17 protein-coding genes and 1 tRNA gene are annotated in these 23148 nt (G+C 59.0%); 10 read left to right on the top strand and 8 right to left on the bottom strand.

The window, feature by feature from the left end; translation table 11 throughout:
• Positions 1-18 precede the first annotated feature (18 nt).
• From AC4LFW_RS15690 to hemE, 7 genes are all read left to right on the top strand, one after another.
• A complete protein-coding gene (locus AC4LFW_RS15690; protein WP_491820045.1) occupies positions 19-2136 on the top strand; it encodes a type IV pilus secretin PilQ in 2118 nt (705 codons plus the stop codon).
• A 3-nt stretch (positions 2137-2139) separates the two neighbouring features.
• Positions 2140-2685: a shikimate kinase AroK gene (aroK, locus tag AC4LFW_RS15685; RefSeq protein WP_491820043.1), complete on the top strand. Its 546-nt coding sequence runs from the start codon at positions 2140-2142 to the stop codon at positions 2683-2685.
• A gap of 24 nt (positions 2686-2709) precedes the next feature.
• The gene (gene aroB / locus AC4LFW_RS15680; protein WP_491820041.1) at positions 2710-3813 is read left to right on the top strand and encodes a 3-dehydroquinate synthase; all 1104 of its coding nucleotides are present in this window, start codon (positions 2710-2712) and stop codon (positions 3811-3813) included.
• Between the two features lie 9 nt (positions 3814-3822).
• Positions 3823-5343 carry an SPOR domain-containing protein gene (locus AC4LFW_RS15675; protein ID WP_491820039.1) on the top strand — a complete coding sequence of 507 codons (1521 nt, stop codon included), beginning with the start codon at positions 3823-3825 and terminating at the stop codon, positions 5341-5343.
• Between the two features lie 170 nt (positions 5344-5513).
• Positions 5514-9962: a glutamate synthase large subunit gene (gene gltB / locus AC4LFW_RS15670; protein ID WP_491820037.1), complete on the top strand. Its 4449-nt coding sequence runs from the start codon at positions 5514-5516 to the stop codon at positions 9960-9962.
• A gap of 111 nt (positions 9963-10073) precedes the next feature.
• Positions 10074-11492 (top strand): FAD-dependent oxidoreductase, encoded by a 1419-nt coding sequence (locus AC4LFW_RS15665; RefSeq protein WP_491820035.1) that lies wholly within the window; start codon positions 10074-10076, stop codon positions 11490-11492.
• Between the two features lie 178 nt (positions 11493-11670).
• Complete coding sequence (hemE, locus tag AC4LFW_RS15660; RefSeq protein ID WP_491820033.1) at positions 11671-12735, top strand: uroporphyrinogen decarboxylase; 1065 nt, start codon at positions 11671-11673, stop codon at positions 12733-12735.
• Between the two features lie 41 nt (positions 12736-12776).
• Here the strand turns inward: hemE and AC4LFW_RS15655 are convergent, their stop codons facing one another.
• The 6 genes from AC4LFW_RS15655 to rpsU all read right to left on the bottom strand — a co-directional run bounded on the left by AC4LFW_RS15655 (position 12777) and on the right by rpsU (position 19127).
• Positions 12777-13070, bottom strand: coding sequence for a hypothetical protein (locus AC4LFW_RS15655; protein WP_491820032.1), 294 nt, complete (start codon positions 13068-13070; stop codon positions 12777-12779).
• 163 nt (positions 13071-13233) lie between these two features.
• Positions 13234-13665 (bottom strand): thioredoxin TrxC, encoded by a 432-nt coding sequence (trxC, locus tag AC4LFW_RS15650; RefSeq protein WP_491820030.1) that lies wholly within the window; start codon positions 13663-13665, stop codon positions 13234-13236.
• Positions 13666-14576: 911 nt separating this feature from the next.
• Positions 14577-14653 (bottom strand) — tRNA-Ile (locus AC4LFW_RS15645).
• 117 nt (positions 14654-14770) lie between these two features.
• Positions 14771-16627 carry an RNA polymerase sigma factor RpoD gene (gene rpoD, locus AC4LFW_RS15640; protein WP_491820028.1) on the bottom strand — a complete coding sequence of 619 codons (1857 nt, stop codon included), beginning with the start codon at positions 16625-16627 and terminating at the stop codon, positions 14771-14773.
• Positions 16628-16845: 218 nt separating this feature from the next.
• Positions 16846-18771: a DNA primase gene (gene dnaG / locus AC4LFW_RS15635; protein ID WP_491820026.1), complete on the bottom strand. Its 1926-nt coding sequence runs from the start codon at positions 18769-18771 to the stop codon at positions 16846-16848.
• Between the two features lie 140 nt (positions 18772-18911).
• The gene (gene rpsU, locus AC4LFW_RS15630; RefSeq protein WP_003283508.1) at positions 18912-19127 is read right to left on the bottom strand and encodes a 30S ribosomal protein S21; all 216 of its coding nucleotides are present in this window, start codon (positions 19125-19127) and stop codon (positions 18912-18914) included.
• A gap of 196 nt (positions 19128-19323) precedes the next feature.
• Between rpsU and tsaD the strand changes: the two genes are divergently transcribed.
• On the top strand, positions 19324-20349 hold the full coding sequence (gene tsaD / locus AC4LFW_RS15625; protein WP_491820023.1) for a tRNA (adenosine(37)-N6)-threonylcarbamoyltransferase complex transferase subunit TsaD: 1026 nt from the start codon (positions 19324-19326) through the stop codon (positions 20347-20349).
• A gap of 9 nt (positions 20350-20358) precedes the next feature.
• Here tsaD and plsY read toward each other — a convergent pair whose 3' ends face one another.
• On the bottom strand, positions 20359-20928 hold the full coding sequence (gene plsY / locus AC4LFW_RS15620; RefSeq protein ID WP_491820021.1) for a glycerol-3-phosphate 1-O-acyltransferase PlsY: 570 nt from the start codon (positions 20926-20928) through the stop codon (positions 20359-20361).
• A gap of 75 nt (positions 20929-21003) precedes the next feature.
• Between plsY and folB the strand changes: the two genes are divergently transcribed.
• Together folB and folK are read left to right on the top strand one after the other, a co-directional pair.
• Complete coding sequence (folB, locus tag AC4LFW_RS15615) at positions 21004-21357, top strand: dihydroneopterin aldolase (protein WP_491820019.1); 354 nt, start codon at positions 21004-21006, stop codon at positions 21355-21357.
• Positions 21348-21893, top strand: coding sequence for a 2-amino-4-hydroxy-6-hydroxymethyldihydropteridine diphosphokinase (folK, locus tag AC4LFW_RS15610; protein ID WP_491820017.1), 546 nt, complete (start codon positions 21348-21350; stop codon positions 21891-21893). The genes folB and folK overlap by 10 nt, the downstream gene beginning before the upstream one ends.
• A 15-nt stretch (positions 21894-21908) precedes the next feature.
• Here the strand turns inward: folK and AC4LFW_RS15605 are convergent, their stop codons facing one another.
• On the bottom strand, positions 21909-23111 hold the full coding sequence (locus AC4LFW_RS15605) for a multifunctional CCA addition/repair protein (protein ID WP_491820016.1): 1203 nt from the start codon (positions 23109-23111) through the stop codon (positions 21909-21911).
• Positions 23112-23148: the final 37 nt, after the last annotated feature.

The raw sequence follows: 23148 nt of genomic DNA, 5'->3' as shown, positions 1-23148 counted from the left end.
GCACAACGGAAGCCTTTTATGAATACCACCCTCTCACGTCTTGGCTTGTCGCTTTTGGCAGTCCTTATCTCGCCGGCGCTATTGGCTGCCAATCTGAATAACATGGACGTTGCTTCCCTGCCTGGTGACCGCGTCGAACTGAAGCTCGCTTTCGACGAGCCGGTAGCGGCGCCTCGCGGATATACCTTGGACCAGCCCGCGCGCATCGCGCTCGACCTGCCTGGCGTATCCAGCAAGCTGGGCACCAAGAACCGCGAGCTGGGGATGGGAAATGCCCGCAGCGTGACGGTCGTCGAAGCTCAAGGGCGCACAAGACTCATCGTGAATCTCACGGCCCTCGTCCCTTACTCCACGCGAGTAGATGGCAACAATCTTTTCGTCGTGCTTGGCGAAAGCACTCCCGGGTTGGCGGCCACGGCTACCGCGCCGGTCGCTCCAGTTGTGCCGGCACCGCAACAGCAACAGCAGCAGGCGCGAGCAAGCAGTATCGAGAATATCGACTTTCGGCGCGGAGAGGACGGCGCTGGCAACGTCGTCATAAGCCTGTCGGACCCATCCGTCAGTCCGAGTATCGAAGAGCAGGGTGGCAAGATTCGGGTTTCTTTTGCCAAGACTCAACTGCCCGAGTCATTGAGAGTTCGTCTGGATGTTCAGGACTTCGCAACCCCGGTCAAGTTTGTCGACGCTACTAGCAAGTCTGACGGTGCGAGCATCTTTATCGAGCCGACCGGTCGCTATGACTACTTGGCTTATCAGACTGATGACAAGCTGACCATTAGCATCAAGCCGCTGAGTGAGGCTGATGTTGAGAAGCGCAAAGCAGAGCGCTTCGCTTACTCGGGAGAAAAGCTGTCGTTAAATTTCCAGGACATCGATGTTCGCTCGGTGTTGCAGTTGATTGCAGATTTCACTGATCTCAACCTTGTCGCCAGTGATACCGTTCAAGGAAACATCACGTTGCGGTTGCAGAACGTCCCGTGGGATCAAGCGCTTGATCTGGTGCTGAAGACCAAGGGGCTCGATAAACGTCAGGTCGGAAATGTTCTGCTTGTCGCGCCGGCAGATGAAATTGCAGCACGTGAGCGGCAAGAACTGGAATCCAAGCGGCAAATCGCAGAGCTCGCACCGCTCCGTCGCGAGGTGGTTCAGGTGAACTACGCCAAGGCTTCGGATATCGCGAAGCTGTTTCAGACGGTTACTAGCAGCTCGGGGCAGGCTGACGACCGTGGCTCTATAGCTGTCGATGACCGCACTAACAATATCATTGCCTATCAAACGCAGGAACGATTGGACGAGCTGCGTCGAATCGTGACTCAGCTGGATATTCCGGTGCGTCAAGTGATGATCGAGGCCAGGATCGTCGAAGCCAATGTCGACTACGACAAGGCGTTAGGCGTCCGGTGGGGGGGGAGCTTCACGTCCGGTAACGCAGCGGTCTACGGTAAGGACGGTGCTACTACCTTTGACACGGATACTGGGCGCGCTTACTTACCAGGAACCGACACTATCGGAAACTTTACGGCCAGCGAAGGCGTTGCACCGGTGCCCTTCGTCGATTTAGGTGTCGCAAATAGTACCGCTGGTCTCGGCATTGGTTTCATCACCAATAACTTGATCCTGGACTTGCAGCTTTCTGCAATGGAAAAGACCGGGAACGGGGAAATCGTATCGCAGCCGAAGGTGATGACTGCTGACAAGGAGACCGCAAAAATCCTCCGCGGCTCGGAAATCCCTTATCAGGAAGCCAGTTCCAGTGGTGCGACCTCTACGTCATTCAAGGAGGCCGCCCTTTCGCTGGAAGTAACCCCTCTGATTACGCCAGATAACCGGGTGATCCTCGAGGTTAAGGTGACTAAGGATGCAGCAGACTTTAGTCGTGCAATAAACGGCGTGCCTCCGATCAATAAAAACGAGGTTAATGCCAAGGTTTTGGTCGCCGACGGCGAGACAGTAGTTATTGGTGGTGTGTTCTCCAACACGCAAACCCAGTCAGCCGAAAAAGTCCCGTTTTTAGGCGATCTTCCTTATCTCGGGCGGATGTTCCGTCGCGATGTTGTAGCGGACTCTAAATCTGAGCTGCTGATTTTCCTGACACCGCGTATCCTGAACCATCAGGCCATTGCAGTGAATCGTTAACTGGTGGAAAACATCATCCTCGTAGGCCCGATGGGAGCTGGCAAGAGCACCATTGGGCGGCTACTTGCCAAGGAGCTTCGGCTGCCGTTTCGTGATTCCGACAAGGAAATCGAGCAGCGCACGGGGGCCAGCATTCCGTTGATCTTCGATGTGGAAGGCGAGCAGGGCTTTCGAGAGCGTGAGCAGGCTACGATCGCCGATCTCTGCAAGATGCAGGGCGTAGTGCTGGCAACTGGTGGCGGAGCTGTATTGCGGCCAGAGAACCGTCGTGCCCTTCGGGCTGGTGGGCGTGTTGTTTATCTGCATACATCGGTCGAGCAGCAGCTCGATCGCACCGCTCGTGATCGCAATCGACCGTTGCTCCAGACAACGAATCCCCGAGAGGTTCTGCTGGGTTTAATGGCTGTAAGGGATCCGTTATATCGGGAGATCGCCGACCTGGTTATCGAAACTGACGAGCGCCCGCCGCGGCTCGTAGTGGTTGAGATTCTCGATCAGCTCAAGCTGCTCGCGGCTCGTGAAAGCCATGACCGAACTGCGTTATCCTAGCCCCCTTTATTAAGTGGGGGCCCCATGCAGACTCTGAATGTCGATCTCGGCGAGCGTAGCTATCCGATTCATATTGGCGAGCGGCTCATCGAGCGCGGCGAGCTGTTATCCCCACACATTCGCGGCAACCAAGTGGCGGTTGTCACAAACGAGACTGTCGCTCCCCTTTATCTAGAGCGTCTCTGCCGGAGCCTGGCAGATTACAACGTCACTCCGATTATTCTGCCGGACGGCGAGGCACACAAGAACTGGCAAACCCTTCAGTTGATCTTCGATGGGCTACTGAACGCCAGGCATGATCGCAACACTACTGTGGTCGCCCTGGGCGGTGGGGTAGTCGGGGATATGGCGGGCTTTGCTGCGGCCAGCTACCAACGAGGCGTCAGTTTCATTCAGATCCCTACCACGCTGCTCTCTCAGGTGGACTCTTCGGTTGGCGGCAAGACGGGCATCAATCATCCCCTCGGCAAAAACATGATCGGTGCTTTCTACCAGCCCCAGGCGGTACTGATCGACACTGTCACGCTCCAGACGCTGCCGGCACGTGAACTCTCCGCCGGGCTGGCCGAGGTCATCAAGTACGGCTTGATCTGTGACGAGGCATTTCTCGGGTGGCTCGAAGAGCATGTCGACAGCCTTCGTGCGCTCGATCAGCAGGCCCTTACCGAGGCCATCCATCGTTCTTGTGCCGCCAAGGCCAGGGTGGTTGCAGCAGATGAGCGAGAGGGGGGTATCCGCGCAATACTCAATCTGGGGCATACCTTTGGTCACGCGATCGAAACGCATCAAGGGTACGGCGCATGGCTTCACGGCGAGGCCGTTGCGGCAGGTATGGTCATGGCGCTTGAAATGTCTCGTCAGCTTGGCTGGATTACCGTTACACAGCGTGATCGTGCTGTCAGTTTGCTTGCGAGGGCTGGCTTGCCTGTGGCTCCGCCTGCCCAAATGAGCCGTGATGACTTTTTGCGCCACATGGCGGTCGACAAGAAAGTCCTCAATGGTCAGATGCGCTTGATTCTGTTGCGCGGCTTGGGTGATGCGCTGGTCACCGGCGACTTCCCTCGAGAGGCGCTGGATGCCACGTTGAGCGTCGATTACGACGCATTGATGCAACAGTCGAATATCTAAGAGATTTTCATGACCACTTTGTCTGCCGACGACTCGTTTCTGGATCACTATGGATTCAGTCATGATCCCTTTGCTGCGCGCGTACCCGGATTCAAATTCTTTCCCGCTCAGCGCAAACCGGTGTTGGGGCAACTGCATCATCTCGCTCGCTATAGCCAGCTGTTATTGGTCGTGACGGGGCCCGGAGGCAGCGGGAAAACCCTCCTTCGTCAGGCGCTCGTGGCAAGCAGCAACAAGCAGTCCGTACAGAGCGTTGTTATCACGCCGCAGGACACGCTTGATTCTGCTGGTCTGCTGCAGCAAATTGCCCAGGCCTTGGGCGTGCAGCGTACCGATTTCGATTCGGTCATGGGGCAGATCATCCAGTTGGGGCTTACCGGGCAGGAGGTTTACCTTCTGGTTGACGATGCGGAGCGGCTGACTGGTGCGGCAATTGAAACCCTGTTGCGTCTGGCTGAAGGTAGCCCCGAGGGGCGACCCCATGTGTTTCTGTTTGGCGAGAATGGGCTGGTTCCTCGTCTGGAAGCGCTGGTTGAAGGGGAAGAGCGCTTTCACGTGATTGCTTTGCAACCCTATGAAGAAGATGAAACCCGTGAGTATCTCGCGTTGCGCCTCGAGGGGGCAGGTGCCGGACTGGATTGTTTCAGCGAAGACCAGCTGGGCCGCATACATGAACAGTCTGAGGGGTGGCCGGGTGCAATCAATCATATCGCTCGGAATGAATTGATCGAGGCCATGCAGAGTTCCAGGTCGAAGAAGAAATCGACTGGAAGGGGGCTGCCGCTACCAATGAAGCATATGTTGGCATTGGTCGCGGTGCTCTGCGTTGTGGTGATAGCGCTTCTAATGCGAGGCGGCAACGATGAGCCTGTGACCTCGACAACTACGAATCTCCCGCTTGAGTCTCTGCCGGCAGCGTCCTCACCTGCCGCACAGGAGCCTGGTGTATCTGTGTATGAATCGCAGCAGGCCCAACCGTTGATGCGTGAGCCGCTCGCGGCTGCCGGCGGGAATGAGAGTGAAGCCCTGCCCGAGGGGCCTTCGCTGACCACAACCCCCGAGGCGGAGGTGCCGGCGTCTGTAAGCTCGCCTGAGCATGACCAGCCTACAGGGCGCGCTTCGATTCCAGCGGCGCCCGAGCCGCTTAGCTCCCCCGTGCAGCCTGCTCAACCTATGGCTGCTGAACCTGAACCTGAGCGCCGAGCTGCGCCTGCAGCATCTCCTGCCGTTACTGCCCAGTCTGCAGGTGGTTGGTACGCGAGCCAGCCAAAAACGAATTATTTGGTCCAGGTGCTGGGTACGCGAAGCGAGAGCAACGCCGAAGCGGTCGTGAACAAATACGGCAGCGGCTACCGTTATTTCGTCAAGCGGCACGATGGCAAGCCTCTTTACGTGGTCACCTATGGTAGCTACCCAAGCCGGAGCGCTGCCGTGGCGGCAATCAACTCGTTGCCGGCCGCGCTCAAGTCAGGCAAGCCATGGGTGCGTAGCTTAGCCAGCGTCCAACAGGAAAATGCCGGTGCTCGGTAGCTGACGCTCTGCATGGGCTGCGTGCGCCGTTTCGGTGCGCGCAGAAATAAATTGTGCAGCCCTTCACTGCTTTGTAAACTGCTCCCCCTTTTGCCCGCGTGAAAGACAGGGCTTTGCTCCGTCTATCCGGTAAGAGGTTGTTTTACAACGAATTAGCTGTTGGAGCGCCTATGAGAGCAGGTCTGTTTCGTCCTGAAGAGTTCAAGGATAACTGCGGCTTCGGTCTGATCGCCCATATGCAGGGCGAGGCAAGCCATCACCTGCTTCAGACCGCCATTCAGTCCCTCACTTGCATGACGCACCGTGGCGGCATCAACGCCGACGGCAAGACGGGCGACGGTTGCGGTTTGCTCATGCAGAAACCCGACGTGTTCCTGCGGGCCATGGCGAAGCAGCACTTCAACACCGACCTGCCGGCCTTGTATGCAGTCGGTATGATCTTTCTCAGCCAGGATTCGGCCAGGGCCGACGCTGCCCGGCGCGCGCTCAACGAGGAAATTGCTGCCCAGGGGCTGACGCTGGTTGGCTGGCGCGAAGTACCCATCGACACCACCGTCCTTGGCCGTCTGGCATTGGAGCGCCTGCCCCGCATCGAGCAGGTGTTCGTCTGTGCTGAAGATATTTCCGAACGGGATTTCGGCATCAAGCTCTTCTTTGCTCGTCGCCGCGCCGAAGTGGCGCTGGCTGGCGACAAGGAATTCTACGTCTGCAGCTTTTCCGACAAGGACATCATCTACAAAGGTCTGATGATGCCGGCGGACCTTGAGCAGTTCTATCCCGACCTCGGAGACGAACGCCTGGCGACTGCCATCTGCGTTTTCCATCAGCGTTTCTCCACCAACACCATGCCCCAGTGGCCGCTGGCGCAGCCGTTCCGCTTTCTTGCCCACAATGGTGAGATCAATACCATCACCGGCAACCGTAACTGGGCCCAGGCGCGTCGCTTGAAGTTTGCCAACGAGTCGCTGCCAGGTCTGGAAAGCCTCGATCCGCTCGTAAACCGCACCGGCTCCGATTCTTCAAGCATGGACAACATGCTGGAGCTGTTGGTCACCGGCGGCATGGATTTGTTCCGCGGCTTGCGCATGATCATTCCGCCGGCCTGGCAGAACGTCGAGACCATGGACCCGGATCTGCGCGCCTTCTATGAATACAACTCCATGCACATGGAGCCCTGGGATGGCCCGGCCGGCGTGGTATTGACCGATGGCCGCCACGCGATCTGTCTGCTTGATCGCAACGGGCTGCGTCCAGCGCGCTGGGTGACCACCACTAACGGTTACATCACTCTGGCGTCAGAAGTGGGCGTATGGGACTACAAGCCGGAAGACGTCATCGCCAAGGGCCGGGTCGGGCCGGGTCAGATTCTGGCGGTCGATACCGAGACCGGGCAGGTTCTGCATACCGACGACATCGACAATCGCCTGAAGTCGCAGCACCCATACAAGAAGTGGCTGCGTCAGAATGCCCTGCGCATCCAGTCGACCCTCGACGACAACGACCATGGATCGGCGTTCTACGATGCCGACCAGCTCAAGCAGTACATGAAAATGTTCCAGGTCACGTTCGAGGAGCGTGACCAGGTGCTGCGCCCGCTCGCTGAGCAGGGGCAGGAGGCGGTAGGTTCCATGGGCGACGATACGCCGATGGCGGTGCTGTCGCGTCGTGTGCGCTCGCCGTATGACTACTTCCGTCAGCAGTTCGCGCAGGTTACCAACCCGCCGATCGACCCGCTGCGCGAGTCGATCGTGATGTCGCTGGAAACCTGCCTGGGCGCCGAGCGTAATGTCTTCGAGGAAACCGCAGATCACGCCAATCGTGCAATCCTGACGACTCCGGTGGTCTCTCCGGCCAAATGGCGGACCATCTTGGAGCTCGATCGGCCGGGCTTCGAGCGCCAGTTGATTGACCTCAACTACGAGGAGTCCATAGGGCTCGAAGCTGCCGTGCGCAACATTGCTGATCAGGCTGAAGAAGCGGTGCGTGGCGGCAAGGTCATGCTTATCCTCAGCGACCGTGCCATCACCCCGGGGAAACTGCCTGTACACGCAGCGCTGGCCGTCGGTGCGGTACACCATCGCTTGATCGAGACCGGTTTGCGCAGCGACTGCAACATTCTGGTCGAGACCGCCACCGCCAGGGATCCGCATCATTTCGCGGTGCTTATCGGTTTCGGTGCCACGGCAGTCTATCCGTTCCTCGCATTCGAGGTGCTTGGTGACCTGATCCGTACAGGGGAGGTGCTTGGTGATCTTTATGAAGTGTTCAAGCATTACCGCAAGGGCATTTCCAAGGGGTTGCTGAAGATCATCTCGAAGATGGGCATCTCCACCATCACCTCTTATCGGGGCGCCCAGCTGTTTGAGGCGGTCGGCCTGTCGGACGAGGTCGTGGATATGAGCTTCCGCGGCGTCGCAAGCCGTATCAAGGGGGCTCGATTCGTCGACCTGGAAGCCGAACAGAAAGCGCTCGCCAGTGAGGCATGGAGCAACCGCAAGCCCATCCAACAGGGCGGCTTGTTGAAGTTCGTCTACGGTGGGGAATATCACGCTTACAACCCTGACGTAGTAGCTGCCTTGCAGGTTGCGGTGCAACAGGGTGACTACAATCGCTTCAAGGAATACACCGCGCTGGTCGACCAGCGTCCGGCCTCCATGCTGAGAGACCTGCTCAAGCTAAAGGTTACGGACCAGCCGCTTGCGCTGGAGGATGTCGAGCCGCTGGAGCAGATTCTCACGCGTTTCGACTCGGCAGGTATCTCGTTGGGCGCCTTGTCGCCGGAAGCACACGAAGCGATCGCTGCTGCTATGAATCGCATCGGTGCGCGTTCCAACTCCGGTGAAGGCGGGGAAGACCCGTCTCGCTACCGCACCGAGCGCAGCTCGAAGATCAAGCAGGTGGCAACCGGTCGTTTCGGTGTCACGCCTGAGTATCTGGTCAACGCCGAAGTCTTGCAGATCAAGGTTGCGCAGGGCGCCAAGCCAGGCGAGGGTGGCCAGTTGCCGGGTGGCAAGGTCAACGGGCTGATCGCAAAGCTGCGTTATGCGGTGCCTGGCGTGACCCTGATTTCTCCGCCACCACACCATGACATCTATTCGATCGAAGATCTGGCGCAGCTGATCTTCGATCTGAAGCAGGTCAACCCCACGGCGCTGGTATCGGTCAAGCTGGTGGCTGAGCCGGGCGTCGGCACTATTGCAGCCGGCGTTGCCAAGGCGTATGCCGACCTGATCACCATTTCCGGCTATGACGGCGGAACGGGCGCATCGCCCCTGACCTCCATTCGTTACGCTGGCTCGCCCTGGGAGCTTGGCCTTGCCGAAACTCACCAGACCCTGCGCGGAAACGACCTGCGGGGCAAGGTCCGGGTGCAGACCGATGGTGGCTTGAAGACCGGCCTTGATGTGGTCAAAGCGGCCATTCTGGGTGCCGAGAGCTTTGGTTTCGGTACTGCGCCGATGATCGCGCTGGGCTGCAAGTACTTGCGTATTTGCCATTTGAACAACTGCGCCACTGGGGTTGCGACGCAGAATGATCAACTGCGCAAGGACCATTTCATCGGCACCGTGGACATGGTGGTCAATTTCTTCACCTTCGTCGCCGAGGAAACCCGCGAGTGGCTTGCCCGGCTTGGCGTGCGCAGCCTGCAGGAATTGATCGGACGAACTGACTTGCTCGAGGTGCTGCCGGGCGAGACCGCCAAGCAGAACCACCTCGATCTGACGCCACTGCTGGGTAGCGATCATATCCCGGCCGACAAACCACAGTTCTGCGAGGTGGACAGGAATCCTCCCTTCGATCAGGGTCTGCTTGCCGAAGAGATGGTCAAGCTGTCCCGTGCGGCGATCGAGGCCAAGAGCGGCGGTGACTTTGAACTGGACATTTGCAACTGCGATAGATCCATCGGTGCGCGTGTGTCCGGTGAGATCGCTCGGGTGCATGGCAACCAGGGTATGAAGGACGCGCCTATCACCTTCCGCTTCAAGGGCACGGCGGGGCAAAGCTTCGGCGTATGGAACGCCGGCGGTCTGCACCTGTACCTGGAAGGCGACGCCAATGATTATGTCGGCAAAGGCATGACCGGCGGCAAGTTGGTCGTTACTCAGCCAAAGATCAGCAGTTTCAAATCGCAGCACTCGGCAATCATCGGCAATACCTGCTTGTACGGCGCGACAGGCGGCAAGCTGCTTGCAGCCGGTACGGCCGGTGAACGATTCGCTGTCCGTAACTCGGGCGCCCATGCAGTGGTTGAAGGTACCGGGGACCATTGCTGCGAGTACATGACCGGTGGTTTCGTTTGCGTTCTGGGCAGGACTGGCTCCAACTTCGGCTCCGGGATGACTGGTGGTTTCGCCTATGTTCTCGATATCGATAACAGCTTTGTCGATCGCGTGAATAATGAGTTGGTGAACCTGCAGCGAATCACCGGCGAAGCGATGGAAGCTCACCGCAGCCACCTCCAGGAGGTCCTGCGAGAATACGTAGCCGAGACTGGCAGTGAGTGGGGCGCTGAGCTGGTGGAAAACCTGGACGATTACCTGCGTCGCTTCTGGTTGGTCAAGCCGAAGGCTGCGAACCTGGCGTCGCTGTTGTCCAGCACCCGGGCGAACCCCCAATAAGAAAGCAGATTCAAGCGGTAAGTCCTGGGCTATTCCCAGGGCTCGCCCCGCTCCCGTGATTGTCACGCAGTCTGCAGCCAGTGCTTGTAGCTGCTGCTAAGAGGTTTTGAAATGACTGAACGTCTGAATAACGACTTCCAGTTCATCGAGGTCGGGCGCAAGGATCCGAAGAAAAAGCTGCTGCGTCAGCGCAAGAAGGAGTTCGTAGAGATCTACGAACCCTTCAAGCCGCAGCAGGCTTGCGAGCAGGCCCATCGTTGCCTGGGTTGTGGCAACCCCTACTGCGAATGGAAATGCCCGGTACACAATTACATCCCCAACTGGCTGAAGCTGGTTTCCGAGGGAAACATCCTTGCTGCTGCTGAGCTGGCTCACCAAACCAATACGCTGCCGGAGGTCTGTGGGCGGGTCTGTCCGCAGGATCGTCTGTGCGAAGGCGCCTGTACCCTGAATGACGGTTTCGGTGCTGTCACTATCGGATCGGTGGAAAAGTACATCGCCGATACTGCTTTTGCCATGGGCTGGCGCCCGGACATGTCCAAGGTCAAGCCGACCGGGAAGAAGGTCGCCATCATCGGCGCCGGCCCGGCCGGTCTGGGTTGCGCTGACGTGCTGGTCCGCAGCGGCGTTACGCCGGTAGTCTTCGACAGAAACCCGGAAATCGGCGGTCTGCTGACCTTCGGTATCCCGGAGTTCAAGCTGGAAAAGACAGTGCTCAGCCGCCGGCGTGAAATCTTCACCGGCATGGGCATCGAATTCCGCCTGAACACCGAAGTCGGCAAGGACGTGACCATCGACCAGCTACTCGCTGACTACGATGCAGTGTTCATGGGTATGGGGACCTATACCTACATGAAGGGCGGCTTCCCTGGGGAAGATCTGCCAGGTGTATACGACGCGCTGGATTTCCTTATAGCCAACGTCAATCGCAACCTCGGTTTCGAGAAATCACCTGAAGATTTCGTCGACATGAAGGGCAAGAAGGTCGTAGTGCTGGGCGGTGGCGACACTGCTATGGACTGCAACCGTACCTCGATTCGTCAGGGTGCGAAGACTGTGACCTGTGCGTACCGCCGTGACGCGGCGAACATGCCCGGGTCACGCAGGGAAGTTAAAAACGCCAAGGAAGAGGGCGTGAAGTTCCTCTTCAACCGTCAGCCGATTGCCATCGTTGGTGAGGGCAAGGTGGAAGGCGTCAAGGTTGTGGAAACACGCCTCGGCGAGCCGGATGCGCGGGGGCGCCGTAGCCCCGAGCCGATACCCGGGTCCGAGGAAGTGCTGCCGGCTGATGCGGTTGTTATCGCGTTCGGTTTCCGCCCCAGCCCCGCTGACTGGTTCGAAGCCAAAAGTATCCAGACCGATAACCAGGGGCGCGTCGTCGCCCCCGAAATGGGTAAGTTCAAGCATCAGACCAGCAATCCAAAGATATTTGCCGGTGGCGATATGGTGCGCGGCTCCGATCTGGTGGTCACGGCCATCTTCGAGGGCCGCCAGGCTGCTGAAGGTATTCTCGACTTCCTGGAAGTCTAATTGGTAGGGTTGGGTCGTGCCTCCATACAACTGTTGCGGATGTAGGCGTTTGCCCGCCCCGCATATGCTCCGGCAGGCCTGATCTGAATCAAGCCCATAGACAAAAGGCACGGCGCTCGCCGTGCCTTTTGGTTTCCGCTTTGCGACAATGCCGCCACTTTTTTGCTGGAAGCCAGACATGACCGCCCTGAAGAACGATCGCTTTCTCCGCGCCCTACTCAAACAGCCGGTTGATGTGACGCCGGTGTGGATGATGCGTCAGGCCGGACGCTATCTGCCCGAATATCGCGCCAGCCGCAGCAAGGCGGGCGACTTCATGAGCCTGTGCATGAATCCCGAGCTGGCGTGCGAGGTCACGTTGCAGCCCCTGGACCGTTATCCTCTCGACGCTGCCATCCTGTTTTCCGACATCCTCACGGTGCCGGATGCCATGGGCCTGGGCCTGTATTTCGAAGCAGGTGAGGGGCCTCGCTTCAGGAAAGTAGTCAGCAGCATGGCCGATATCGAGGCGCTGCCTGTGCCTAATCCTGAGCAGGAGCTTGGCTATGTCATGCAGGCCGTGCGTACCATCCGCCGGGAGCTCAACGGCCGCGTGCCGCTGATTGGCTTCTCTGGCAGCCCCTGGACGTTGGCGACCTACATGGTCGAGGGCGGTTCCTCCAAGGACTTTCGCAAGTCCAAGGCGATGCTGTACGAAAATCCGCAGGCCATGCATGCACTGCTCGACAAGCTGGCGCAGTCGGTGACCAGCTACCTCAACGGGCAGATCCTGGCCGGTGCCCAGGCTGTGCAGATCTTCGATTCCTGGGGAGGCAGCCTCTCAGCTGCGGCATATCAAGAGTTCTCACTGGCCTACATGCAGAAAATCATCGATGGGCTTATCCGCGAATATGAAGGCCGTCGTGTACCGGTGATCCTGTTTACCAAGGGCGGCGGGCTTTGGCTGGAGTCGATGGCCGTCACAGGCGCCGAGGCGTTGGGGTTGGATTGGACCTGCGATATCGGCGCGGCTCGGGCTCGAGTCGGAGACAAGGTATCGCTGCAGGGCAACATGGATCCGAGCGTGCTGTTCGCCAAGCCTGACGCCATTCGCGCCGAGGTCGGCCGTATCCTCACCAGTTACGGGCACGGCAGCGGGCACGTATTCAATCTGGGGCACGGTATTACACCAGAGGTTGACCCAGCCCACGCCGGTGCTTTCATCGACTCCGTGCATGAGCTGTCTGCTAAATACCACGCCTGATCCGCCTGGATGAAAAGAGCCGCTAAAGCGGCTCTTTTCAGTTATGGCTGCTGGTAATGACCTGGTGTGGTGCCCGGTTCGTGTTCATGCAGCAACTTGGTCACGCGTATGTCGCTTATACCTATGACCTCGGCTTGCTCCAGCATCTCCGCTTCGTCGGCTCCCGCATCGGGCATTACAAGGCTGTTTTCAGCATCCCCGTTGTGTAACTCGATCAGATGCCGTGCAGCGCTGGCCTGCGACATCCGCTCATCTTCCGACTCGATAATGTGGTGGCGCGGGTCGTTCTGAAAGATGTAATTGACTTCGAATTTGTGCGATGACTTTCCGAACATGATGGCTCCAGGACGAGTTGTATTCTGTCCTGTTGACTCACGAGTCGAATTATTCGTTCGGTAATGCTGCGGTTTGAGCGACAGTCGGGCTCCTGGGGGCTGCGCTCGCCGGTCAGCGCTAGAGTAGGCTAAGGCATAAACCTACCCAACGATGAGAGAGCCTCTATATGCCTTGTTGTTCCAACCAGCTGAGTAACTGAGCAAGCGGCATCGCACCACCCTGGCGGGAAATTTCCTTGCCATCCTTGAACAGTATCAGGCTCGGGATTGAGCGAATGCCGAGTTGCGCGGAGAGCTGCGGGTTGCCCTCGCTGTCGAGCTTGGCGAATCGGCAGCGTCCCTCGAGCCGTCTGGCAGCCTGCTCGAAGGTTGGGGCAAAGGCCTGGCAGGGTCCGCACCAGCTTGCCCACACATCGACCAGCAACGGTAGCTCGCCCTTGATCTGACGCGCAAAGCTGTCCTGCTCCAGGGTGAACGGCTTGCTGCTCAGCACAGGTGACTTGCAATGGCCGCACCGAGGCATGTCGGTAAGGCGTTCGGCGGGGATGCGGTTGAGCCCCGCGCACTGTGCGCAAGGAACAAGGAGGGCAGTCATGGCATAACTCCGGTTGGCGTGCTTCGAGAGGACGAAGAGTAGGTGGAGTCGGTCCGGTAAATATCAAGTCGGCCACGAAGCGACTTGCGCCACAGCCATATCATGGATGTGCATGTCGAGGCGAAGTGTTCCCTGATGTCCTAAGGCTTCCAGGGACAGGACCAAAAAAAACTCTGCAACGAAACGCGCTGACGCAATTATCGTTCGGCTGTCTGCTCAGGTCTTCACTCGCCGCTCACCGATGAGCATTCCGCACGAGACCGTATAGAGCACTTCTCCGCTCTTTATCATCAAGGGGGCTCTCTCGGTAATTATCGCGCCGTTGCCAAGCATCTCATCGATATGTGCCCGTAGTTGGTTAAAGCGTCTCGTGTATTGGCGATCCATGAAGGGCCTCTTAAGGCTGTAGGTTCTTCACGATCTGACCATCAACCGCCACGTTCGTTGACAGCTGGAAACTACCCTCTCGCCTGAACCTGGCCCTAGACGGCTGCAGGCTGATACAGCAACGGACGCAATATCAAATAGCTACTATACTGTCGAGTCTTCACATAGTGAGCACACTGCAATGAACGCACAGGCCGTCCCGATATTGCTAATGTTTCTGACCGCTGCGTTCTTTGCAGCGTATCTCATGCGCCGAGCGTTTGGTGCGCTTGACCGCCAGAAACAGGCTCCTGAAGCAGAGCCGCTATCAGTAGCGTCGGAGGCTGGCAAGCCAGACCATGATGGCGTAAGAGCGCGCTCAGCCTCGTAGCAGAACGCTTCGATCATGCAAGGCTCTGTCCGCGCTGCTCTGATGGGGAGCGTTTGCGACACAACGTTCCCCGCTGGCGGTGAAGAACCATCGAGAAGCTTATTGGAGCGTTGCTGAGCCAGAAAAAAAGCCGCGCAATGCGCGGCTTTGAAGGTGGTGGGCCCACACGGACTCGAACCGTGGACCAAAGGATTATGAGTCCTCTGCTCTAACCAACTGAGCTATAGGCCCTCAGAGGCCGGCGGATTATACCGGTGGTGTTGCGTGTGCGCCAAGCGCAGCAGAACGCAGCTTGTTGTTTTGTTTGGCCATGAATGCAAAAACCCCGGCCTGGGCCGGGGGTTTGATTTACTCGTCGAGGAAGGAGCGCAGGTGCTCGCTTCTCGTCGGGTGGCGCAGCTTGCGTAGTGCCTTGGCTTCTATCTGACGGATGCGCTCGCGGGTTACATCGAACTGTTTGCCGACTTCCTCGAGAGTGTGGTCGGTATTCATGTCGATCCCGAAGCGCATGCGCAGTACCTTGGCTTCCCTTGCGGTGAGGCCGGAAAGCACTTCGCGAGTGGCTTCCTTGAGACTCTCCACGGTCGCCACGTCGATGGGCGATTGCATGGCGGAGTCTTCAATGAAGTCACCCAGGTGCGAGTCTTCGTCGTCACCGATCGGTGTTTCCATGGAGATCGGTTCTTTGGCGATCTTCAGTACCTTGCGGATCTTGTCCTCAGGCATTTCCATGCGCTCGCCAAGCTCCTCAGGCGTAGGCTCGCGGCCCATTTCCTGCAGCATCTGGCGGGAAATGCGGTTGAGCTTGTTGATCGTCTCGATCATGTGCACCGGGATGCGGATGGTCCGCGCCTGGTCTGCAATAGAGCGAGTGATCGCCTGGCGAATCCACCAGGTGGCGTAGGTCGAGAACTTGTAGCCGCGGCGGTATTCGAACTTGTCCACCGCTTTCATCAGGCCAATGTTGCCTTCCTGAATCAGGTCGAGGAACTGCAAGCCACGGTTTGTGTACTTCTTGGCGATGGATATAACAAGGCGGAGGTTGGCCTCGACCATCTCTTTCTTCGCCCGGCGAGCCTTGGCTTCGCCGATCGACATGCGCCGGTTGATGTCCTTGATGTCGGCGATCAGCAGTGCGCATTCTTCTTCGAGGGCGAGCAGCTTCTCCTGGCAGCGCTGGATGTCTTCCTTGCGTGCCGCGATGGCTTCGGCGTACTTGCTCTTGCCATTGGCAAGTTGATCGGCCCAGCTCAGGTCGGTTTCGTTGTTCGGAAACTGACGCAGGAAGTCAGCGCGCGGCATGCGTGCATCACGCACGCAGATCTGCATGATGGCGCGTTCCTGGGCACGGACTTGGCTCAATGCGTCGCGCACACGGTCGACCAAGGCATCGTACTGCTTGGGGATGAGCTTGATCGGCATGAAGAGCGTAGCCAGCTCCTGAAGGGCATCGGTCGCCTGTTGGCTGCCACGGCCATGCTTCTTCAGGGCCTTTTTGGCGGCTTCGAGCTGTTCGGCAACCGCGCCGAAACGAACGCGAGCAACTTCCGGGTCCGGGCCGCCATCGCCTTCCTCTTCGTCGCTGTCGGAGTCTTCTTCTTCTTCGTCATCCTTATCGTCTGCAGCAGGCTTTGCGGCAGTCTGAGGTGTGACGGGCTCGACTTCTTCCTGCGGGCCGGCTGCGCCGTCGTCGTCAGGGTCTATGTAGCCGCTGAGGATGTCAGATAGCCGCCCACCCTCACTGGTGACCCGATCATAGTCGGCGAGAATGCTGTCTACCGTGCCCGGGAAATGGGCTATGGCGCTCATTACTTCGCGAATGCCTTCCTCGATGCGTTTGGCGATTTCGATTTCGCCTTCGCGGGTCAGCAATTCAACGGTGCCCATTTCTCGCATATACATGCGCACGGGATCGGTGGTGCGGCCAATATCGGTTTCGACAGCGGCAAGTGCCGCTGCGGCTTCTTCCGCTGCGGCTTCATCGGTATCGGCTTCGGCCAGCAACAGGGCATCGGCATCCGGGGCAACCTCGAATACATTGATACCCATGTCGTTGATCATGCGAATGATGTCTTCCACCTGTTCCGGATCGGAAATATCCTCCGGTAGGTGGTCATTGACCTCGGCGTAAGTCAGGTACCCCTGCTCACGGCCACGCTGGATCAATTCTTTGAGACGGGACTGCTGTTGCGCTTTTCCGGACATATAACCCTATCCACTGACGGTTCTGGCGGGCTGAAAACAAGCTGAGCATTATAGCCGAGCAGGGACCTCGCGCGCCAGTTGAGGTCGATTTAGGGCACTCTAAAAACTATCTCCGTTGGCAACACTGCGTTAAAAACAGGCTCGGACTGCTCATTTAGACCACTAAACTCCGTATCCTCGCCTGTTTTTTCCTTGTCTTGCCTGCCTTGCCTACGTTTTTAGACGTGCCCTTTAGCGGGTGCTGAGTTGCGATTTAGCAGGGTGCGCAGCTGATCTTTCTCCTCTGCGCTGAGTTCGCCTTGGCGAGCCTTGCGTAGCAGCGTCTCCAGGCTGCGCTCGCGTTGTCTGGAGGCAAGGCTTGTTATGGTGTCGAAAAACTGTTGTTCAAGGTTGTCGGCCGAAATCAGCCATTCTTTCTCAGCCAGGGCTCGTAAAAGTCGCCCTTGGTCCGTTCCGTGCCAGCGAGCGATCAGCTGCAGGCTTCTGAGCCTTGGGTTTTTCTGCAAAGTGCCGAGCAGTGCAACCAGCAGCTGCGCATAAGTGTCATCTTCGTCGGCAAAGTGGCTGACGTCTTCGACCTTTTGAGCAAGCTCCGGATGATGCAGGAGGGTGCGCAGGGTCGTCAGGGCCGGCGGCTCGACGCTTGTTGGTGTGCGTGGGCCTCGTGGTTTGAAGTCTGGACGCCCGCCGGGTTTTTTCCAGTCCTTTTTCCATTCTTTCTTGTCGCTGCGCCTGGGCTGCGCGGGCTCGGGCGGTGCGTAGTAGTCGCCTTCGTCGTGTGTGGCGCCGGTGTCGTAATAAGCGCTGTCATCGTATTCCGGGGTTGCGCTCGGACTATTGGCCAACGACATGTGCTGGAGCGTTTCGCCTTGCAGGCCGGTGATCTGGCTGAGCCGTTGGCGCATCAGTGCGCGCAGATTCTTACCTGGAATTTTTTCGATCAGCGGCGCTGCCAGGGTCGCAAGGTGGGCCTTGCCTTCCAGTGATCGAGGGTCGGCTTCCTCGCTCAGTTGCTGGAAAAAGTAATCGGCAAGCGGCTGGGCCTGTTGATTGATGCGTGCAAGGAAGGCATCGGTGCCTTCTGCGCGTACCAGGCTGTCCGGATCTTCGCCGTCTGGCAAGAACAGAAACCGTGCGCGGCGACCGTCCTGCAGGTTGGGCAGGGTGGCTTCGAGTGCGCGCCAGGCCGCTTTGCGGCCTGCAGCATCACCATCGAAGCAGAAAAGAACGCTGGGGACGATGCGAAACAGGCGCTTGAGGTGTTCGTCGCTGGTTGCTGTACCAAGGGTTGCCACTGCGTTGCGCAGCCCTTGCTGTGCTAATGCGATGACATCCATGTAGCCTTCCACGACCATGATTTCTTCAAGGTCGCGGTTGGCTTTGCGCGCTTCGTAAAGGCCGTACAGTTCCTGGCCTTTGTGGAATACAGGCGTTTCCGGAGAGTTGAGGTATTTAGGCTTATCGTCGCCAAGTACTCGTCCGCCAAAAGCAATGACGCGGCCGCGTGAATCATGAATGGGGAACATCACGCGATCACGGAAGCGATCATAGCTTCTGCCGCTTTCTGCGTTCTCAATCAGCAGGCCGGCATCGATCATCGCCTTTTGCTGGAGGCTGTCACCACCCAGATGCTTCATCAGGTTGTCCCAGCCGGGTGGCGCGAAGCCAAGGCCGAAATCTCTGGCTATCACGCCGGACAGTCCGCGACCCTTGAGGTATTCCACGGCTGCCTTGCGGGCTGGGTGGTTTTTCAGCGCTTGCCGGTAGAATTCGGCCGCAGCGTTGAGCAAGGGATAGAGCGGCGAGTCCACCGGTTGACGTGGCTTGCGTCCTGGTCCGCTTTCCTCCCGGGGGACCTCCATGCCAGCGCGCTTGGCCAGCTCCTCGACAGCCTGGGGAAACTCCAGGCTGTCGTGGTCCATGATGAACCCGAGCGCGTTGCCGCCAGCGCCGCAGCCGAAGCAGTAGTAGAACTGCTTGTCGGGGCTTACGCTGAACGAAGGCGTCTTTTCCTTGTGGAATGGGCAGCAGGCGGTGTAGTTCTTTCCGGCTTTTTTCAGCTGGATGCGTGAACTCACCACCTCGACAATGTCGGAGCGGTTCAGCAGGTCGTCAATGAAGGATTGCGGAATCAGGCCGGCCATAGGGCTATGAGAATACGCTCGCAGTGATCGGGCCGGAATGAAAAAAACTCCGACTTTTCGCCGTTGGCGAAGCGGAGTTTCCTTCAGGAACGCAAAGCCCGGCAGTTGCCGGGCTTGATGCAACGCTTAGCTGTACCGGATCAGTACAGGCGAACGCTACGGCGCTGTTCGCGCTGCACTTTCTTGGCGTGACGCTTTACCGCTGCTGCAGCTTTACGCTTGCGCTCGGCAGTAGGCTTTTCATAGAACTCGCGGCTACGGACTTCAGCCAGAACACCGGCCTTTTCGCAAGAACGCTTGAAGCGACGCAGAGCTACGTCGAATGGTTCGTTCTCTTTAACTTTAACGTTGGGCATCCAGGACGTACCTTCACTTGTTTACCGGTTACAACGCGCTTCGGCAAATATCGCGAGCACGCTGGTTTTAAGGGTTGCGGATGTTAACGCCTTGACGCATGGAATGCAAAGCCCCCTGAGCGAAAAGCGCTGGTCGGTCGCAGGGCCCGGCGATTAATATGCGCGGCTTCATTCGCTTCTTTAAAGGGTCATGCCCATGTTGGTTCTGGGGCTGGAAACGTCGTGTGACGAGACGGGCGTTGCGCTTTACGACAGCGAGCAAGGTCTACTGGCTGATGCGCTGTTCAGCCAGATCGATCTGCACCGCGTCTACGGCGGGGTCGTGCCTGAGCTGGCTTCACGCGACCATGTCAAGCGCATGCTACCGCTGATCCGCCAGGTGCTCGAGGAGGCCGGGCGCGAGTCGAACCAGATCGATGCGGTTGCCTACACGGCCGGCCCTGGGCTGGTCGGGGCATTGCTGGTCGGCGCTTCCTGTGCCCAGGCCATGGCATTTGCCTGGGGGGTGCCAGCGATCGGGGTGCACCATATGGAAGGTCACCTGTTGGCACCCATGCTCGAGCAGACGCCACCTGCGTTTCCATTCGTTGCGCTGCTTGTATCCGGCGGCCATACGCAGCTGGTTCGGGTCGACGGCATCGGCCGCTATGAGCTGTTGGGAGAGTCGGTCGATGATGCCGCGGGCGAGGCGTTCGACAAGACCGCCAAGCTGATGGGGTTGCGTTATCCCGGCGGTCCGGAAATCGCTGCGCTGGCTGAGCGAGGGACTCCGGGGCGATTTAACTTCCCGCGGCCGATGACCGACCGGCCCGGCCTGGATTTCAGCTTCAGCGGGCTGAAAACGTCCACCCTGACTGCGTGGCAACTATGCCAAAGCAACGGCGACAACGGTGATCAAACCCGTTGTGATATTGCGCTCGCCTTCCAGCAGGCGGTGGTCGATACCTTGACCATCAAGTGCCAGCGCGCCTTGAAACAGACCGGCCTCAAGAGTCTGGTGATTGCTGGTGGCGTAAGCGCTAACCAGTCACTGCGTCAGAGTCTGGAGAAGATGCTTGAGAGCCTGAACGGGAAGGTGTTTTACGCCAGGCCCCGCTTCTGTACGGACAACGGTGCCATGATCGCCTATGCCGGCTGTCAGCGGCTGCTGGCAGGGCAGCATGAGGGGCCGGAAATCTCGGTTCAGGCCCGTTGGCCTATGGAGCAGCTGGCTGCTGTCTAGACAGCAGTTCTAGAAATGCCGCTCCCGGCCGGCACGCAGGTCCTGCAGGTTGTTGCGGTGTCGCCAGATGATCAAGGCAGCAAGCAGCGCCATGGGTACGAATGCAGCGGGTTGTTGCCAGGCCAGCAGAGGCAGGCACAGGGGTAACGCGCACAAGGCGGCAAGGGAGCTGATGCGGCTAAGCTTGAACACCAGCAGCCATGTGCCAAGCGCTACGAATGCGACAGGCCAGTAAAGGCCGAGGAGGGCACCGGCCGCAGTCGCAACGCCTTTTCCGCCGTGGAAGCGAAAGTAAAGAGGGTAAAGGTGGCCAATGACGGCGGCGAGACCGATCCAGGCTTGCTGCTGGAGCGCAAGGCCCAGCGAGGCTGCAAGCAGGACCGGCAGCAGTCCCTTGAGCAGGTCGCCGAACAGCGTCAGCACTGCGAGGCGCCTACCAGCCAGGCGTAGCATGTTGGTCGCGCCGGGATTTCCCGAGCCACTTGAACGCGGATCGGGCGCACCGGCCAGGCGACTGAGTAGAATGGCGAATGACAGGGAGCCGATCAGATAGGCAAGCAGTATCAGTTGCCAGAACATGGCATCCATCCGGGGCAGGGAGCCTTGAGTCTAACGGCGGACGCCAGCGTTGTCGTGCTGTGAGGAGAGAGTTGCGTGGATACAGTTTTCATCGAAGGGTTGGAAGTGGACACGCTGATCGGCGCCTATGACTGGGAGCGCGGCATTCGGCAGTGTCTGCGTCTGGACCTGACCCTGGGCTGGGACATTCGTCCCGCTGCGGCAAACGACGAACTGGACAAGGCGCTGGACTATGCCAAGGTCACGGCTTCCATCGACCGCTTTGCCCAGGCGTCGCGTTTCGAGCTGGTGGAAACCTTCGCCGAACGGCTCGCGGCCTCCCTCATGGATGAGTTCGGCATCACCTGGCTGCGCTTGCGAGTCACCAAGCCGGGCGTCAATACACGTGCCTCGGCACTGGGTGTGGAGATTGAACGCGGATGTCGATGACTCCCGTACTGCTGGGGCTCGGCAGCAATGCTCGGCGCGAACAGCACCTTACCGCTGGTCTCCATGCGTTGCAGCAAATGCTCGGTGACATGAGGTGCTCGCCTGTGTTCGAGAGCCTGGCGGTGGGCTACAAGGGTGAAAACTTCTTCAACCTGGTCGTCTCCGGGACGACGGGGTTGCCACTGATGGAGCTTGATCGCCGACTCAAGTTCATCGAGGCGGACAATGGTCGCTATGCGCCGGACCGCAAGGGCTTGCCGCTGGATATCGATGTGCTGATGTACGGTGATCTGGTCGGCAATTTCCATGGACTGGAGTTGCCGAGGCCGGAAACCCTGAGAAATGCCTTTGTGTTGTGGCCGTTGTCATTGCTGGCGCCAGAGGTTCGGCACCCTGTCGTGGCCAAGACCTTCGCCCAGCTGTGGGGCGAATCGAGCATTGATCAAGAGCTTTGGCCGGTGTCGTTTGACTGGCAAGGTTCAGATCTAACCCCTGACCGTTTGCGGCAATCCTTCCCGGCCCCCTCTGACCGGTAGCCGCTCCGGCCAGCGCTAGGGTGAGGGGCTCCGCTGGCGTTCCGCATAGCGTTCAACGGCGTGCCGCCGTTCGGCTTTGAGCGCCTCACCCAGCTCTGCTCCCTTGTACCCCTGCTCGATCAGCGCCTTGACCTCCACGGCGCGCGCGGCCATGGCGGCACCGACCAGGTATTGCGCCTGCGGATAGGCGGTGGGGGCGCTTCGGGCGTCGCTGCGGGCGATCGTTCGCCATGCTTCTATGCAGAGCTCAAAGCGCTCAGGGCGGCGGTAGATGTCGAAATGCTGCAGCAGCTCGAAAAGCGCCGCGCCCGCGAGTTGCATGGCCATGTCCGCCTGGTGGCGAAAGGCGCCGACCAGCAACGCCAGGTCCTGGCATTCGCGGGGCACCTTGAAGCGCGCGCCGACTTCGGCAATCCGTCCTGAATCCGCAGGCTGATCGAGGCGTGAGGGGATATTTGCGAGCCCATGCAGCAGGCATGCCCAGCGCACGGCGAGCGGCTGCTGGTCGTCTGCGCAATCATGCAGGACGTGGAGAAGCTGCCGACCAGAACTGACCGGCGCTTCGCGATACGTGTCGAACAGCTCATCGATTTCGGGGAACAGCTCCTTAAGCGCGCCGCACCGGCGCAGGACCTGAACGAAGACATCCGGACGTGGCTCCATGAGCGCACGTGATATTTCCTTCCAGCTGCGCTCCGGGGTCAGTGCCTGTAACTCGCCGGATTCGGCGAGTTGGCGCATCAGGTTTTCGGTCTCCGTTGCGACGCGAAAGCCGAGGTCCGCGTAGCGCGCCGCAAAGCGCGCGACACGCAAAATCCGCAGCGGATCTTCAGCGAAGGCGGGCGACACGTGCCTGAGCACGCGGTCGGCGAGGTCCTGCTGGCCGTTGTAGGGGTCGATCAGGTGACCTCTGGCGTCCTCTGCAATAGCGTTGATGGTCAGGTCGCGACGGACCAGATCCTCTTCAAGGGTGACGTCGGGGCTGGCATAAAAGGTAAAGCCGCCATAACCACGACCGCTCTTGCGTTCGGTGCGTGCAAGGGCATATTCCTCGCCGGTTTGCGGATGTAGAAACACCGGGAAATCCGCCCCGACCGGACGGTAACCCTGCGCCTGCATCTGCTCGGCAGTCGAACCCACGACAACCCAGTCCACCTCAGTGACAGGCCGTCCCAGCAACCTGTCTCGTACCGCCCCTCCAACTTTATAGATTTGCATGTCATCCTCCGGAGCGGGGAGGATAAACCAAAGGCGG

This window comes from Stutzerimonas sp. C6.4V (assembly GCF_058536345.1).
This window is presented reverse-complemented; position numbering and strand designations above follow the sequence as displayed.